Source organism: Vibrio fortis (assembly GCF_024347475.1).
Taxonomy (GTDB): Bacteria; Pseudomonadota; Gammaproteobacteria; order Enterobacterales; family Vibrionaceae; genus Vibrio; species Vibrio fortis.
The window spans coordinates 1,575,764-1,590,849 of record NZ_AP025488.1 but is presented as its reverse complement, the minus strand read 5'-3'; the positions used below and the strand labels follow the sequence as shown (position 1 = coordinate 1,590,849).

The following is a 15,086-nucleotide window of genomic DNA, read 5'->3' as shown; positions in this document are numbered from 1 at the left end:
TTTTAAATAAAAGCAATATAAACAACTCATTTTGTAAAATGTTGAATTAGTTCTTATCCATGATATTAAAATACTATGGAGGAATTTTATTTATGAAAAATCTTATACAAGTAGGTCATGTTTTGGTTTTTATTTTTGCCTTTACAATAATAACTACTTTTTTATTTACAAGGAGTGAACCAACAGATGTTCAATGTGTTGAAGCTACGACAATACAAGAGCTTAAAAATGTAAGCTACAAAGACTATAACAATGTCTGTAAGTCGTTAGATAAGTTCATTTCTACGACACAGGTGTTTGACAGCAAAGATTCAAATGTAGAGTTATTTAAAGCAAATAAATACATCAATGAATCGCAAGCTAAGACAAAGAATGATCAGCAAAAGCAACTGTATAAAGCTGAACAGAAAAAGAATAAAACAAAACAAGCATTATTTTTTTACATAGTCTCTTTTTCTATGATTCTGTATGTGACTACTATGATTGTCATAAACGTTGTATATCACAAAATGACTTTTGAAGTTGGTTTGAAAAAAACAATCTATGTTGTCATTATCTTGTTGTTGTTACTGATTATCAGAGATACGAATGAAATATCTCGTAGTGTCAAAAGAGCCACTAATGAAGTTGGTAACTTTACTGGTAGAGCTTTGACCAAACCCTTTCTAAACGACATGACAACAAACATCGACAAACTTTTAGATTCGTCATTTTATGTCGCTAATAACGAAATTGATAAATTGTCAGACATAGCAACTTGCATGTCAAACAATCAGAAGTATCACATCTCGCTTTTAGAAGGTGATACAAGAAACTTTCAGAGTCATAAGGATTTGACTGATTTTTATGCATTAAAGAACGAGCCTTATTTTTCGCAGTATGAAGATATGGAGCTAAACAAAATCCAGTATGTAGTGTCGAGAGTTAACGGCTATACAACGCTTAAAAAGGTCAATTTTGCTGGATGTGGAAGCATAGACTTAATCACAAAAGATTTTTCAAAAGATTTGTCTAACGTGATGAGACATATCAATTTTTCTCGAATTTTAAACACTGCTCTATCAAGCAACGATTATCAATCTGGTTGGGAAAAGTTGCTTAAAGATTTTGATAAAGCTTATGCAATTAGCAATCGCAACGCTGGCGTTTTAGAAGAGACTTTTATGACTCTTTACGGTCAAAACGATGCTTATGACAACATGAAAAAGCAGTTACTTGTCGCTTACACGATTGAGTTTAAAAAGGGGTTAACGTTTGGATTTGTTGGTACAGATACTTTTGGTGTCCCAGATAGAGACATCTCTGATTTTACAAACATGAAGACTAAGATGAACTCTCTTGAAAGTTGGTATGACAAGCTAAATGAATCAGTTTGCATTAATAATACGGGAGTGATGAGAAAGACGTTAGACATCTATAAACATAACGATTTCGAGACTACAAATTATATGAGTTTTTACTACTGCATGAACTTCAAAGATGAAGGAGAAGTAGAACCAATTCATAACAGAGTCTATGCCCTTGATGAGAACGTTGATCAAGAAGTCGCATTTGATGAAGTTATTGTTGAAGCTCAACAAATCTACACTTCTCTTGTTGATGATTTAGCTTATCAATACAAAGAGATCGATGAAGCGTTCATCGCAAACGTACAAGAAGCTTATAATCTTGAAGAGAAAGTAGTGAGGCTATGGAATGAGGGTTTTTACTCTATGCCAAAGCTTTTATCTCACTTAACTCAAAGCTCATTTGGTTACAAAGAGATGTTTAATGAAGTTGTTAGTGTAATGACTTTCGATACTCAAAAAGCGATGCCGTATTTCGCAACAATGAGTAAAGAAGAGGCGTTATACAATTTCTATACTGTTGCAGACGTTAAAGCTGCAAAACCAGTAATCATGAGTTCAGACAACTTAGATTCATTAATCCAATCTGGTGATATAGCCACTGTGCTATTGACGAATCAGTATGGCAATCAGTCTCTAAAATCAACAAGCGATGATATAGGTTTTGGTGATGTGATTGATGTGATGCAAAACAAAGTTGGTAATGTTTACGAGAATTTTGAACATACTCTATGTAAGTCTTCAAAAATTGGTTTCGATACTGCTGAATGTATACAAACGTCATTGGACGGGGCTGGACATGAACGTGTTGTGAAAGCTGTTGAAGATTCAAAAGTCTTGGGTATTACAGCCGTGACAAGTTCCTTTGCTTTTAAAGGTGTGAAAATGGTCTTTATGATTGGTAGCCGTTCGGCTTCGGGTGATAAAGACAAAGACACTATTGAAATTGGTAAAGAGAAAAAGAAACCGAAAAAATCAAAATTCTCATTAGCTGATGGGTTTGTGGCTGGTGCTGCAATGATTGAAGGTATGTTATTTTTCGTTGGTACTGCACTTTACACATTAGCTTCCCTGCAAGAAGTCGCTGTTAAGATTCCTGAGTTCTTAGCTGTTTATCAGCAATTGACTGTCAGCACATTCTTTATGCACTTTGATGAGATTATGATTGTCGTGTTGTTGATGTCACTGATGTCTATTCACAAGAATGGTGCTGAAGAAATTGGTATGACGAAAATATTTCATTTGACTTTTTCATATACGAAAAACATTCCATTGTTTTTAGGTTGCACAGTGATTTTCGTTGTAGTGTTTATTTACTTTTTAAACATAATGCCACTCCTTTTAGATTTTGATTCTCCAACATCTTATTTGCAAATTGGCTTTTACATAATCATGATGTTGATACTATTAGTATTTTTTCCAGTGTATTTGATGACAACGATTCTTAATTTATCTGATAGTTTAGATGAAACAGGTGGTATAAAAACGCAAGTGGATGAAGGTGCTAACTCAGTTAATAACGTTGTGAAAACTAACACAACTGGTATTGCATTAGGTTTCTATACAAAAGGTCTGAACGGCATTTCAAAAGCATTCCAAAATGCAACAAAGCCAAAGGACGAAAAAAACAAGGATAAATAATATTTTTTCATTTAAATAAAAGCACTTTGATAAGTGCTTTTTCTCTTTTCTTGCTCTTATTTTTTGATGTGGTATTAAAATACTATAACCAAAAAAAACATGGAGAAACATTATGAATATAATTGGAGGTTTAAAAAAGCTACTTAAAAAAGTATTGAGATTTAATCTTAAAATGGCTAAAAGAACTGCTATTTTCTTATTTATGCTGTTATGTCCTTTACTGTGGTCAAAGATCGGGCTTGCAGACTCAACTGATACAAGTTCGGCTCACAACCTTTATCTTAGCTTTTCAAAGCTATTGGGGAATGAAACAGGCATAAGTCATTCATCAGTATCAACAATGACAAGCGACATGCTATTAGTTCTAATTCAGTATGTTGTAATGATGTCTTGCTATATCTCATTGATACTATTCTGCTATTTTGGTCTTAAAGCTGGCTTAAATACAGCAGCAGTAGCTTACAAAAAAGGTAATGAAGCAAAACAATTGCAGTCTCTTGCAGAGAGTCAAAGTCTGAAATTCTTAGGTCTTGTATTTTTTTTCTTTTCAACAATTCCAAGTCCATACACATCGACTGAACATAAACTGTCTAATGGAGCAATTGTTTATAAACCAATCTATCAGACGATTGGTGAATCAATCTTTTTGTCAGTCATAGAATCGACAGAAAAGTTTGCTGAATCAAATGTTGAAGTAGAGCATCTGGTTAAAGATTTTGAAGTAAAGAAGAAGACTTACCTTGAAACTGATTTTAGAGATTTCTCAACAGCTTATCTTCAGAATAGCAGTGAAGGTTCAAGCCATTTCAACATTGTTGAGACTGAGAGGCTTTATAAAGTAGAGTTTCAGATGGGTCCGAACTACTACACGTACAAGTTCAATAAGGATCTTGATAAACATAAGAGAGCAGAAGAACTTGGTTTTGACATTAAGCAGTATGAATGGAAGTTCATTAACGACTATATGAATGCGTTAGCGACACATGCATACAAGTTAAAAAAATCAGTTCAAAACACTCAGATTTATGGCAATTCAATCTACACGACTTACGTTTCAAAACGAGGCAAAAAGCAGTTCAACAAGTCATATGAAACTTACTGTGATTCGATTTATGAACCTCATGATTCTATGTCTAAATCTGAATTCAATTCTCTGATTTTCCTATCAGCAAAGTGCGCTTCAAAAGACTTTCTGACTAAGGCTTATGATAACCCGTATTGGAGTTATCTTGATACTACGAGTGGAATGACAGACTTAAACACAAACTACGCTATGCACTTCGGCTTGGAAAATCAAAGTATGTCCATTGAAGAGATGATTTCAGAGACAAAAGAGCTGTGCAAAGAGGGATTTTTGGCTTGTGAAGAGGCAGTTGATTTTGTTTCAAATGAATACGTAAAATCCAACACAAAGTTAGGTTTAGCAACTCCATTCACTAAACACATAGCTGACTTCTTTGACATCTCATTCAAAACTTCTGGATTGTTATCAAGTAGAACGTTTGAAGTGTCAGACGCTAAAACTGATGAAATAAAAGAAGCTACGATCTTAGATGCTGTGACTGAATCTGTCTCGAGAGTCGATTTCAACACATTACCTACCAATTTCAGTAAGTACATTGATTTCGCTATGACAGATATTCAAGATCTTGATATACCCACTGATTTTGAAGAAGTGGTTAAAATGGGGATTGGCTCAAAGCCGTTAATGTGGATAGACCGATTTACAACTTGTATGCGTTATCCAGATCAAATTAGAAATGGTTATCGCTGTCTTCAACGCCACACAGAAATGACAAAGTTCAGTATTGATGGACTGCAAGAAGGAATAAAAATAATCATTGCATCACAACTTTTTGACTCTCTTTTCAGTCCAAAAAACAAAGCGAAGCAAGCTGATGTTGAAGTAGGTACTAAAATGAGCAAAAAGATGCTTGGTTTAACAGGTGTTGGTATCGCTCTAAGCACTTACTTTACTGATTATTCTGTGACTGATGTGTTTAGTAATTATGAGACTGATACTTTTGTTGGGACTATGATTGTGAAGACAGTGGGGTATGCAATAGGTCTTGATACAAGCTTTATTCATATCTACGCAATGTCATTGATTATGCCAGCACTGATTATGGCGTTCTATGGAATCATGCCAATTTGGTTAGTCATCAAAGCATTCGTTACATACAGCGTTCAATTGTTTTTAAATCTTGTGGTTTTCCCTTGCATTAGAATACCGCTTTTAATCAAAGATTTTGGTTTGCTTGATGGTATTGGAATGTACATCGAAGAAAACTACAAAACAGTTTTACTAATGTTTTTATCAGTGTCATTCATGCAAAATTTAGAACCAATGCTAAATCTGAATCTTGGTTTTCTTGTTGTCTCTGTAATGGATATTTTCATGATTGAAGTAAATAGCATGACAGATCTGTTGATGAATGGTTTGAATCTATGTTTTTCATTCTTGATTATGGTGTATATTTTGAATCAAGTTCTTGATAACTTTTTCGATAAAACATTGAAAATCGTTTAATAGTAAAATCTATTATTTATTGAAAAAAGAGCAAATTGTTGCTCTTTTTTATTTTCTGTATTTTTGTCAATTTTTTTATATATGGTATATGTATATTTGAGTCATTTATATTATTTTTTTAAGGAGTGAAAAATGAATCAGAGTGAATATACAAAATCTATGATTGATAAAACTAAAGCTATTTCTGTTGAGAAAAAAGAATCAATAACAAACGTGGTAAGCCATATGAATGAATATAAAGATGATAATTTGTATGGTTTGGAAATGATAAAACAGTGTCACATAAACGATATCAGACCAGAATTTTTTATGGTGTTGAATCAAGGTTTACCAATGAATCCAGAACAAAGAAGTTCGTATAACGAAGCTCTTCACGACTACCAAATCTCTGAGCAAAAGTTATTCATTGTTGCTCAAAATGAAGGTTGGGAAGAGATACCAGCGAAATACAATGACGGTACGAAAAAGTCAGTGATGTTAAATCCTGATTCAGCAAACGATATAGACAACTTGTACGATGAGAAGTTAGTCCCAGAGAATGGAATGGCTATTGGTGATACGCAAATCGAAGAGTTCAACAATGACTTTGTTTTGCCTGATGTAAAGAAAGATGAGCCTGAACAGGACCAGGTTCAAGAGCAAGAGCAGACTCTTGAACAAAAACAAGAGACTACGTTTGACGAACCTGAACCTGAGAGTGCAGAAGAAGTAAAACCTGAGTCAAACAAAATCGAACCTCATCAACCTTCTGAAAATACGAAAGACAAAATTTCGATGGAACAGAAGTTCTTACAAAAGCTTTTAGATGATGGTGTTTATCGCATGGATGGTAATAAGCTGTATAGCGGTGACAAGTTAGCTGTTGAGTTACATAAATCTGTCACTGGTGGTTATAAACGTGGTGTTGTTCATGATGCGAATGTTGATAATTTATATAACACTTTTGCAGTGTTGCCTAAGTCACATCGTATCTTGTCTAATGCTCCTAACACAGATAAAAACTTCAATGCTTTCAAGGGTATGTTAGAAAAACGTTTGGAAAACGGTGAATCTATTGAAGAGTTTCGTGTTGGTAAAAAAGTCGATAAGCGTTTTCATGATGTTTTAGCTGAAATGAAGCTTAAAGCCAAAAACGAACAAACCTTAGAAGTGGGTATAGATGAACCTGATAATGCACAACGTAATGAAAATAAATCTGAACAAAAAGTTGAGGTAGGTGATGATGAGCAGCTTCAAGAGCTGCACAATGAAACAGGTAACAAACAAACTGTTGAAACTGAAAAGCCAGAATCGTCTAAGCCTGAGAACTCAGACGATGAGCAACTTCAAGATCTGAAAAAAGAGACTGAACAAAGCAATTCAAATCAGAATAAAGGTCTTCTAAACAAAGCGAGAAACAAAAAAATGAGGAGGTAAGTATGGACTACGACAATGTTGATTTACAGACTATCGCAATCTTTCAACCTCTCTTTGTTAAGAAGTTTAACTTACCCAAGAGAACGAACTTCGCTGATGATTTCTACGCTGATTGTAGAATTGCTAATAGAGAAAAAGAGATAATGTTTGAAGCGTTTGATTGCGCTTCTCACATGAACACTTTTCTTGATGAGGTGTTTCAGCGTAAAGACAGAGAAATGTCTTTAAAAGGGAACGTGATAAACGTGGTTAAACCTGTCTTGATTCATGCGTTGTTTGAAGCTTCAAAGTTACAAGATTCAACGACATTTTGTTTAACTGAAGATTTACCAAAATCTGATAGAGACAATGTTTTTGAAGTTTTAGAGTATGTAAAACAGCACGATCACACCAAACCTCTTTTTTTGACTCTGAAAGACATTGTTAAACATCATTTTTATGATGAGTATAAACAATATAAAAAAGAACTCAAAAAAGGCATTAAGCACAAATCAGACAGTAAAGTGTAATTTTTAAAATCATCTCGTAGAGGTGATTTTTTTGATTTTTGGTGTTGAAAATTTTAAAGGTCCTGATAATTTAACAATAAATCGATATTCAAAAAGGTTATCAGAATGTTCTTAAATCATCTTTTCTCTGAGTTAAACAACAAAATTCCTTTGTCTCTGATTTTGACAGAACGTGAAAAATCTACTGAACTTTCAATTTTTTCAAAAGGTCATGATGAGTTCGATTTTCAGATTTTAAAATATGACTCTCTACATGAGGCTGAGTTTGTTCTGGAAGCACTTGAACATAGCTTTTCTGAGGGTAGTAGGGTTGTATCAGATAGATCATATTCTCGTAACGTTAAACGACAAAGAAGAGTGTTTATAGATAACTTCGATAATCTAACGCTGTATGAGAATCATGATAGGGTTCAGTTGGTTGCAGACTGTATTTTAAATCAAAGAATCACCAGCTATAACGTGTTTTTTAACTCAAAGCAAAGAGAAGTGATGAATGGTTATGAGTTAGAGAATGTCGCTTTACAGCGTTTAAACTAAGCATCAAAAACACTCCTGAATTGGAGTGTTTTATTTTTTATGGTCTTGCCGTTGTACGTTTACTTTTTGCTTTAAGCTCTTCCACTTGCTCGTTAGAAAGGTCATATTGCTGTTTAATCTCTTCTTCAAGTATTTCTCTGAAATGTTGTCTAAGCTCTTGTGAATCGTGTTTTTTCATTGATTCGATAATTGGTTTAATCCTTTCTTTTGTTTTAGATAAGATGTTACCAATGTCTTTAACATCCTTTACTCCCCAAGAACGAAGGTATGCAACAGAGTTAGATGGGTCATAATCCACTTCATTTTCATCACATAGCATGACAGTACCGATTTGAGCAATACCTTCTTCAACAGCATAGCTTTTAACAGAAGTATGAGGGTTTAAGACAACAGCAGAGTGTGTCGCTTCATGAAATAAGGTTTCTGTGTACCTTGTATGATCTGTAAATCTAAAATGATTTGCCATTACGACCTGCGATACATTCTTACCTTCCCAGATTTTTGCATGGGCTACATCTATATCAGCGTTGTTTTCAAAAGAGATTTTATTAGAGTAATCTCTTGTTAAAGCTTCTTGCATTACATCACCCACAACTTTACTTTCAATATGAATCTCTTGTGGACTCATCACTTTATCGACAAGCTGGAACTGAGGAATGCTGTCAAAAAGCTTTTTAGGTAAACAATGTTTAAAATCTTCCAAAGCAAAATACGCTTTTTTCTTGTACTGATAACCAATAAAATAAAATCGCTCATCGATCTGTTCTTTTGAAAGTTTTTTTGCTAATTCCTCTTTGTGAGTACCTATCGAATCACCCCAATACTCCTTTTTTTCTTCTTTATCATAGTATTTTGCTAAGGTATTGATTAATGATATTTTACTTTTTATACCTTTCGATAATTCTTTAGGCAGTTTGAATTCAAGATTGTGTTCTTCTTTAATCTCTTTTTTATACTTAATGATAAGATTCATCAATTCAGCATAGGTCAAATAAACAGGTACTTTTGGTTTTTTATCACAATCCAGATTCTTGAATTGAATGGATTGGTTAAAAGAACATTTTTTAATATGCACTTTGTCATCTTTAACAGTCACTATTCGAGGTCGCATAGACTTTAGGCTTGGATGGATGTAAGGATCAAACTTTGCATCCAAATCTTCTTCAAAAAATCTTAAAAACTCATCTGAAAATGTTTGTTTGTATTCTTTCTCTGCTTTTTTCTGACGTTCAGGATTTGTGTATTTTGATTTGCCAGTATTTTTACTCCATGTTGATTTTACTTTTGCCATAAATAATTCCTCCTTTTTTTATGGTTTATATAAAAGTTATATCATAGATATAATATTTTCATAGAAGCGTGAAATCTTGCATTTTATTTGCAATGTGATAATTACTTTAAATAGGGCAATTGTTGATTTAATGGAGGTTTATATGATTGTTAATTTTGAAGATTTATTGAGTATGAATACAAAAGATTATTTTGAGAAATACCACTCAAAATTGTGTGATGGAGTCGTAGTGAGTCGCAACACTGGAAAGCGAGCAACAAACTATTTTTTAAACAAAGTAGTGGGGAAAGCTGAATACAATCAGAATTGTTATGACTATAATCTATATTACAAAAATGAATCGATTGAATTGTTGGAAACCTATGAGATAAACAAAAAGCAATGTTACAAAGATAGAGTGATTATTGATGAGTTAAACGAAAAGTTCAGGTTACTTATGTTTTACAAGAATTTTTTAAAGAAAAAGCCAAGTGGTTTTTTAGATTTTTATGACATAGTTGAAATCGATTCAAAGCATGTGAAATTGATAAAAAAAGAGGAAGCGTAAGCTTCCTTTTTTATTCTGAAGATAGTTCTTTTTGGTACTGATTCAAAGCAACAGACATACAACCTTTTATGAAATATACGTCTGGTAAAAACTCTAACTTATCAAGGTTAAAGCCTGATTCGACTTTGTTTCTGAACATCGCAGCATAGTTATCTCTTATGCAAACAAACAGCTTATCTTTTGAGTTAGAGTAGTGGTTATCAGTGTCATACATTGAAATCACTTCACGCTCTAACTGCCTATAAGCTTTTACATAACCATTTTTAAAGCTTGTCTCATCAAATCTTTCTAAACTGATACACTTAAACGCATTGAACCACTCTTTGATTGTGTTGAATGACACTCCACGCTCTTCACAAGATTGTCTAAACAGCTTCAAAAGGTACTCATCTTTCACCATGATATTCTTTGCTTTGACGATTTGATGTATGTAGTAGTTTTTGATGAAGTTCTTTCTTGTAGCGGTTTTTGACACAACTCTATGCATTTCAAAACTCGAATAGCTGTTTGTCATATCAAAACCAAGTCGCTTAATGTACTTGTTGTTAAACTGATTTATCACCTGAATCTGTTTGTCGTGAAGTGCCTCAACTTTTTCTTCATTACCAGAATCATAAGCTTGTTGTGACATAACTCTTAACTGACATATCTTACTAAAATCAGATTTAATTACCTCAACAGGAAACTCATAAATCTGAGCTACAAAGTGAAAGTAGTTCATAATTTCAGACAAATAGCTTAGTTTTTCAGATTCAATTTCACTGTCAAAGTATGCTTTGAAAGGTGGTGTTGGTGTCGGTTGATACTGTATGTTTTCTCGTAATTCAGTGTAGTTTATTTTATTCATTGTTATTTTCCTTATTGATTAAATTGTGTAGTAAGCTTTTTAACCCTTCATCTTCAAGTCTTAAATCTTGAATGTGAAGTTCAATTTCCTTTTCCAATCTCTGAAGATAAATGTTGTTTGCTTGATGTATTGATAATTTTGCATTTCTCAATATGTTTAGAAAGTGGAAACTCCTCACAACATTCACTTGGTATACATGATTGAAAAAATGTTCGTTAAATTCCTCTAACGTAATTTTTTGGTCGAAAAGTATTTTTGTTAAAATGCTTTTGATTTTTGTGTTTTTGCTGTTCTTGAACTTATCAGCAATCTCAGTATTTTCTTTATTTAAAAAATATTCCAATACTAAGTCATGATTGTTGATTATTCCTCTAATGTCGTCATTCATAATTAATTCCTCCATGCTTTTTTTAATATCACACTTCAGCGATTTGTAAAATTAAAAATAAATGGAATACTGTGAGTATTACTACGATATGGAGGTTTTATGAGTAATAAATTAACGAAAAAAGATGTTGCAAAAAAATTGTTAGCTTTTTCAGCGAAACATCATAAATTGGAAAGCAGTGCTTTTTTTGGAATTAAGTTTTCTATAGTAAATAAAAAGATGTATTTAACAGCATTACCACTGTCAAAAGATTCACTGGTTGATGGTGTTGAAACAAGTATTGCGTTAGGTAAAGTTGAAAGGTTCATCAGAGATTTCTTAGAAGATTTAGAAGTTCAAGGGATTCTTCTTGTTCACTTCAAAGTCAAAGCACTAAAAAGGGTAGCGACCGAACGTATAGAGAAAGAGGTAAGCGAACAAGAAAATTCGTTTGATGACATTGTTTTTGATGATGATGTTGTTGAACTACCTGATGAAGAAGTGGAGGTGGAGGTTATAGAAGAAGTCAAACCTGTACCTCTTATCGACCAGTTAAGTCCTGTGATTTTTATTCCAGAGGAAGATCCAGCAAAACCTAAGCTATTCCATCATACAGTTAAAGTTTTGATCAGAGATAAGCTATTTACTTACATGCGTAATGTCATGAATAGTGTTGACCTACAGGTTGCTGTATCAGATCTTAAACCTTTAGATCACACGTACCTCGTCATTAAAAGTGAAGTTGGTGTTGTTAAAAGTTTTGAGGTTGAACATGAAGGGCAGTTGATAGATGCTGGCTTGTCGTATAAGACCAAGCTTTCATTAATCAATTACATAAACAGACATTTCTTCAAGAATTTTTACTTACCTGAAACTGAGATTCCTGAGATGTTGAAAAGGCTAATGTTCGAGGGCAATAACGTTGGTAATTCGGCAATCTTACGACTTGCCATAAATCCTAAGTTCACAGCAGTTTTTAAGAAGCATAGGTTGAGTGTTATTTCAGGCACGTTTGGGAAAATGGACGGTCAGACATACAGCGATATCATCTCAAAAGCATTTATTGAAAACCTAACAGAAGTTGCAAACACTAATTTTGCTTTCCTACCAGAACAACAACTGATGAAAGATAAATCTCAGAGTGAATGCCAACATATCCAGCACGTTTTGCCAAAAATGAAGAGGTTGAATCGCAACAGAGAAGTTGTAGTTAAAACACTGAGCAACATTGTTTTTGATGATAGATACTCTGTTAGTGATTTAGTTCTAATTGATAACGATAGACTCTCTGAACTTCAAACAAGACAACGCTTAATGAGTTTCAACAAAGATTTGTATGACGCTTTGACAGAACTACTCAACGAGTATGTCATGAAATGTGATTTTTATAGCTATGTACAGCATTTTAATACTATTGATGCTAATCGTAAAAATGCCAATTAAAAAGAAGCACTTACATGAGTAAGTGCTTTTTCTTAATGATGTTTCATAGTGGTTTTGTGTTGTGTGGCTTTCTCTTTTCGGACCAGGTTAGCTTTGTCATTTATTGCTTTATGGTTTATAGAGATATAGTTGTCTAAATTGACGTAGTTCGACTTAAGGTTTACGACATCATTTGCTAACAACGTACTGATTTGCTTGTTTAAAAGCTCTCTTGCACGTTCTTGTTGAGTGAATGGTATGTCAGGATTATCGATTAAATGAAGTAGGGCATTACTGTTAGTAAAGCTGTACTTCTTATCCTTGATTGCTTTCGCTAAATTCTTTTCAAAAGCCTTTTCAGCAAAGCCAAGTTGCTTATCCATTTCTTTCTCAATTAGCTCATTTAAGCCAGTAGCATTCGATGTATCGACTTTCAAACGTTCTCTCGCCAGCTTATCTTTTGAGAAGATAATCATTACATGCAAGTGCTTCATCTCTTCTGATAAAGGTTGGTTTGGGTTACTCATACCATAAGTGAAACTTGTTCCTTTCTCTGCATTACGAATATCGTCTAATCCGTGATTAAAAATCGCTCTCGCTGCTTGCTCAGGGTAGTGGGTATTACTTGAATACTCGATAGTCTTATCATCAATCTGTGTCGCTTGAATCAGTGGTCTTTGACTCTTTTTAGACAAGATACTTAACGTCTTACCATCATAGAGATAGTCATACGTGTTGGATTTGGCTTTGTTTAAGCTCCACAACGTATAATATTCATCAAGCGTCTTTGACTGTGATTCACCAATCTCCAGATACTTAATGTGTTTAGAGTATTTATGGTTTTGGAAGATGGCCATGTATTCCGTTTTGCCATAATCAATAAGATCATCACGGCTCAAGTCGAACTCCTGAACGATGTTTTTACCAAGTAAATCCTTACCAAAAAGAGATGACTTGTAATCGTGGTATTTCGTTAAATCAGAAGGGTTGTTTTTCCAGTAAACCAAATGCCCTTGATAGTTCACCTCGATCACAATCCCAACCTCTACAAGTGAATCAGAGAATCGCTTAAACGCTTCAAGCTTCAGCTCTTTTAAGAACTTTTCTTTATCAGCTCTAAGATCTGCTGAGTCAGTGTCTTGAAACTCGATTTGTCGAGTTTCTATTTCTGATTTAATGAATCTACGAGTTCTTTTTAATCTATCTTGAATAACAGCTTCAACTTTATCCAGATCAAAAGGATTTTTCTGTTTCTTAGCTTCGTTCTGTTTCTTTTGACGACTTACCAACTTTTTTGCAAAAGCAGAAATTGCGTATTTATCTTTACCTGCGAAAGAGTAATTGTTAAACGTAATTCCTGTCTTTTTATCTTTGAAATTGAAGATTTGCTCTGCGTCTTTGCCGAATTTTCCAGAACGTGATTGTGTTTGACGAATAGTATCAAGAGACATATCTATTCCTAAGACGTTCAGCATAGCGACTTTTTGTTCTAATGATCCATCTTGCTCTAATACCTGAGCGATAGAACGTCCTAAACTCTTTAAATGGTCTTTGACTTGTTGTTCAGTATCACCATCTTTATCTGAATAAAGCTGCCTCAATTCATCAACACTGTTTGCGCCATTAGTTTGATGAAAACCAAGTGCAACGCCTTGTTGCAGTACGTCTTTAAACTTCTGTTCTACTCTAAGATTTGCTTCTTGGAATAAGTCACCGTAGTTTTTTGCACTAAGGTAAAGCCCTGTTTTTGGGTCAAACATTGAAGCTAAACCGTGTACGTGGCAGTCAGTGATATAACCATCTTCATCATAGCTATCAACGTGGGGATTCAGTAGATTCTCAATGTCCTTCAAAACCGTTTTGATTTTAGTTTTGGCTGTTTGTTTGCGGTTCTTCTTAGAGATGTTATACACAGAGACTAATGTGTGTTTAGCTTTATGCTTACAATAATCTTTAACATACCAGTTTACATACTCGACTTTGTTTTGAGGGTCGATACCCTGACCAATTAACCAATCATCAGTGTACTTTGAGCGATTTTTCAAAGCTTCTTTTCGTATGTTGTTTATGTCGTATTCACTGAAATTGACAGAGAAATCCAGCATTCCAATGTTGGGTCTTGATCCATCACCTTGAGCTGAGTAAGTATGACATTCACCATCAACCAGAAAGCTTTTCTTGTTCGATTTAGAGATATATTTATCGTTTTGAAGCTCAAACCACTCATCTACAAACTTGTTGATGTGTAGCATCGCTTCGGATTTTGACATGCGTGAGCCTTTCAATTTAAAGATCTCTGCAATTGCATAAGCTTCAACAGAATCAGTATCTAAATTGAATCGTTCTGGACAAAACTCGACACGACCATCCTTGCTTATCAGATACCAGATTTTGAATGATACCCTTTTTTTTGAAAATGGGATTATTGATATTTTTGTATTCATTTTAACTCTCCTTGTTTTTTACCGTTCTACCATTTTTTGCAAAAAACTCAAATTATTGGATTTTTTGTGATTTTATCCTTTTTGAAAAATCATTTAGTTACTGCGTTTTTTAAGGGTAAATAAAATTAGATTAACTGAAAATTACAAAATGTAAGGAATTGGTATTGAAAAAGCGAATGGTCCTGATAT

11 protein-coding genes are annotated in these 15,086 nt (G+C 33.8%); 7 read left to right on the top strand and 4 right to left on the bottom strand.

All coding sequences use genetic code 11. The features are described 5' to 3' along the window. Positions 1-92 precede the first annotated feature (92 nt). The 5 genes from OCV50_RS21465 to OCV50_RS21445 all read left to right on the top strand — a co-directional run bounded on the left by OCV50_RS21465 (position 93) and on the right by OCV50_RS21445 (position 7,979). Positions 93-2,987 (top strand): hypothetical protein, encoded by a 2,895-nt coding sequence (locus OCV50_RS21465; RefSeq protein ID WP_261904624.1) that lies wholly within the window; start codon positions 93-95, stop codon positions 2,985-2,987. A gap of 112 nt (positions 2,988-3,099) precedes the next feature. After that, the gene (locus tag OCV50_RS21460) at positions 3,100-5,517 is read left to right on the top strand and encodes a hypothetical protein (RefSeq protein ID WP_261904623.1); all 2,418 of its coding nucleotides are present in this window, start codon (positions 3,100-3,102) and stop codon (positions 5,515-5,517) included. A gap of 132 nt (positions 5,518-5,649) precedes the next feature. After that, positions 5,650-6,933, top strand: coding sequence for a hypothetical protein (locus OCV50_RS21455; RefSeq protein ID WP_261904622.1), 1,284 nt, complete (start codon positions 5,650-5,652; stop codon positions 6,931-6,933). A 2-nt stretch (positions 6,934-6,935) separates the two neighbouring features. Continuing rightward, a complete protein-coding gene (locus tag OCV50_RS21450) occupies positions 6,936-7,442 on the top strand; it encodes a hypothetical protein (protein ID WP_261904621.1) in 507 nt (168 codons plus the stop codon). Positions 7,443-7,547: 105 nt separating this feature from the next. Next, positions 7,548-7,979, top strand: coding sequence for a hypothetical protein (locus tag OCV50_RS21445; protein ID WP_261904620.1), 432 nt, complete (start codon positions 7,548-7,550; stop codon positions 7,977-7,979). Positions 7,980-8,016: 37 nt separating this feature from the next. Here the strand turns inward: OCV50_RS21445 and OCV50_RS21440 are convergent, their stop codons facing one another. After that, a complete protein-coding gene (locus tag OCV50_RS21440; protein ID WP_261904619.1) occupies positions 8,017-9,270 on the bottom strand; it encodes a zincin-like metallopeptidase domain-containing protein in 1,254 nt (417 codons plus the stop codon). Positions 9,271-9,412: 142 nt separating this feature from the next. Here OCV50_RS21440 and OCV50_RS21435 point away from each other — a divergent pair, with 142 nt between their 5' ends. After that, a complete protein-coding gene (locus OCV50_RS21435; protein WP_261904618.1) occupies positions 9,413-9,817 on the top strand; it encodes a hypothetical protein in 405 nt (134 codons plus the stop codon). 10 nt (positions 9,818-9,827) lie between these two features. Here OCV50_RS21435 and OCV50_RS21430 read toward each other — a convergent pair whose 3' ends face one another. Together OCV50_RS21430 and OCV50_RS21425 are read right to left on the bottom strand one after the other, a co-directional pair. Continuing rightward, positions 9,828-10,664: a hypothetical protein gene (locus OCV50_RS21430; protein ID WP_261904617.1), complete on the bottom strand. Its 837-nt coding sequence runs from the start codon at positions 10,662-10,664 to the stop codon at positions 9,828-9,830. Beyond that, positions 10,657-11,052 carry a hypothetical protein gene (locus OCV50_RS21425; RefSeq protein ID WP_261904616.1) on the bottom strand — a complete coding sequence of 132 codons (396 nt, stop codon included), beginning with the start codon at positions 11,050-11,052 and terminating at the stop codon, positions 10,657-10,659. The genes OCV50_RS21430 and OCV50_RS21425 overlap by 8 nt, the downstream gene beginning before the upstream one ends. 99 nt (positions 11,053-11,151) lie before the next feature. Here OCV50_RS21425 and OCV50_RS21420 point away from each other — a divergent pair, with 99 nt between their 5' ends. Beyond that, on the top strand, positions 11,152-12,474 hold the full coding sequence (locus tag OCV50_RS21420) for a hypothetical protein (protein WP_261904615.1): 1,323 nt from the start codon (positions 11,152-11,154) through the stop codon (positions 12,472-12,474). Positions 12,475-12,506: 32 nt separating this feature from the next. Here the strand turns inward: OCV50_RS21420 and OCV50_RS21415 are convergent, their stop codons facing one another. Continuing rightward, complete coding sequence (locus OCV50_RS21415) at positions 12,507-14,897, bottom strand: hypothetical protein (protein WP_261904614.1); 2,391 nt, start codon at positions 14,895-14,897, stop codon at positions 12,507-12,509. Positions 14,898-15,086: the final 189 nt, after the last annotated feature.

What these genes read in the sequence shown, in the direction of transcription:
- OCV50_RS21440 (WP_261904619.1), bottom strand. Translation starts at nt 9,270, where the DNA reads ATGGCAAAAGTAAAATCAACATGGAGTAAAAATACTGGCAAATCAAAA.
- OCV50_RS21415 (WP_261904614.1), bottom strand. Translation starts at nt 14,897, where the DNA reads ATGAATACAAAAATATCAATAATCCCATTTTCAAAAAAAAGGGTATCA.
- OCV50_RS21430 (WP_261904617.1), bottom strand. Translation starts at nt 10,664, where the DNA reads ATGAATAAAATAAACTACACTGAATTACGAGAAAACATACAGTATCAA.
- OCV50_RS21460 (WP_261904623.1), top strand. Translation starts at nt 3,100, where the DNA reads ATGAATATAATTGGAGGTTTAAAAAAGCTACTTAAAAAAGTATTGAGA.
- OCV50_RS21465 (WP_261904624.1), top strand. Translation starts at nt 93, where the DNA reads ATGAAAAATCTTATACAAGTAGGTCATGTTTTGGTTTTTATTTTTGCC.
- OCV50_RS21450 (WP_261904621.1), top strand. Translation starts at nt 6,936, where the DNA reads ATGGACTACGACAATGTTGATTTACAGACTATCGCAATCTTTCAACCT.
- OCV50_RS21425 (WP_261904616.1), bottom strand. Translation starts at nt 11,052, where the DNA reads ATGAATGACGACATTAGAGGAATAATCAACAATCATGACTTAGTATTG.
- OCV50_RS21445 (WP_261904620.1), top strand. Translation starts at nt 7,548, where the DNA reads ATGTTCTTAAATCATCTTTTCTCTGAGTTAAACAACAAAATTCCTTTG.
- OCV50_RS21455 (WP_261904622.1), top strand. Translation starts at nt 5,650, where the DNA reads ATGAATCAGAGTGAATATACAAAATCTATGATTGATAAAACTAAAGCT.
- OCV50_RS21420 (WP_261904615.1), top strand. Translation starts at nt 11,152, where the DNA reads ATGAGTAATAAATTAACGAAAAAAGATGTTGCAAAAAAATTGTTAGCT.
- OCV50_RS21435 (WP_261904618.1), top strand. Translation starts at nt 9,413, where the DNA reads ATGATTGTTAATTTTGAAGATTTATTGAGTATGAATACAAAAGATTAT.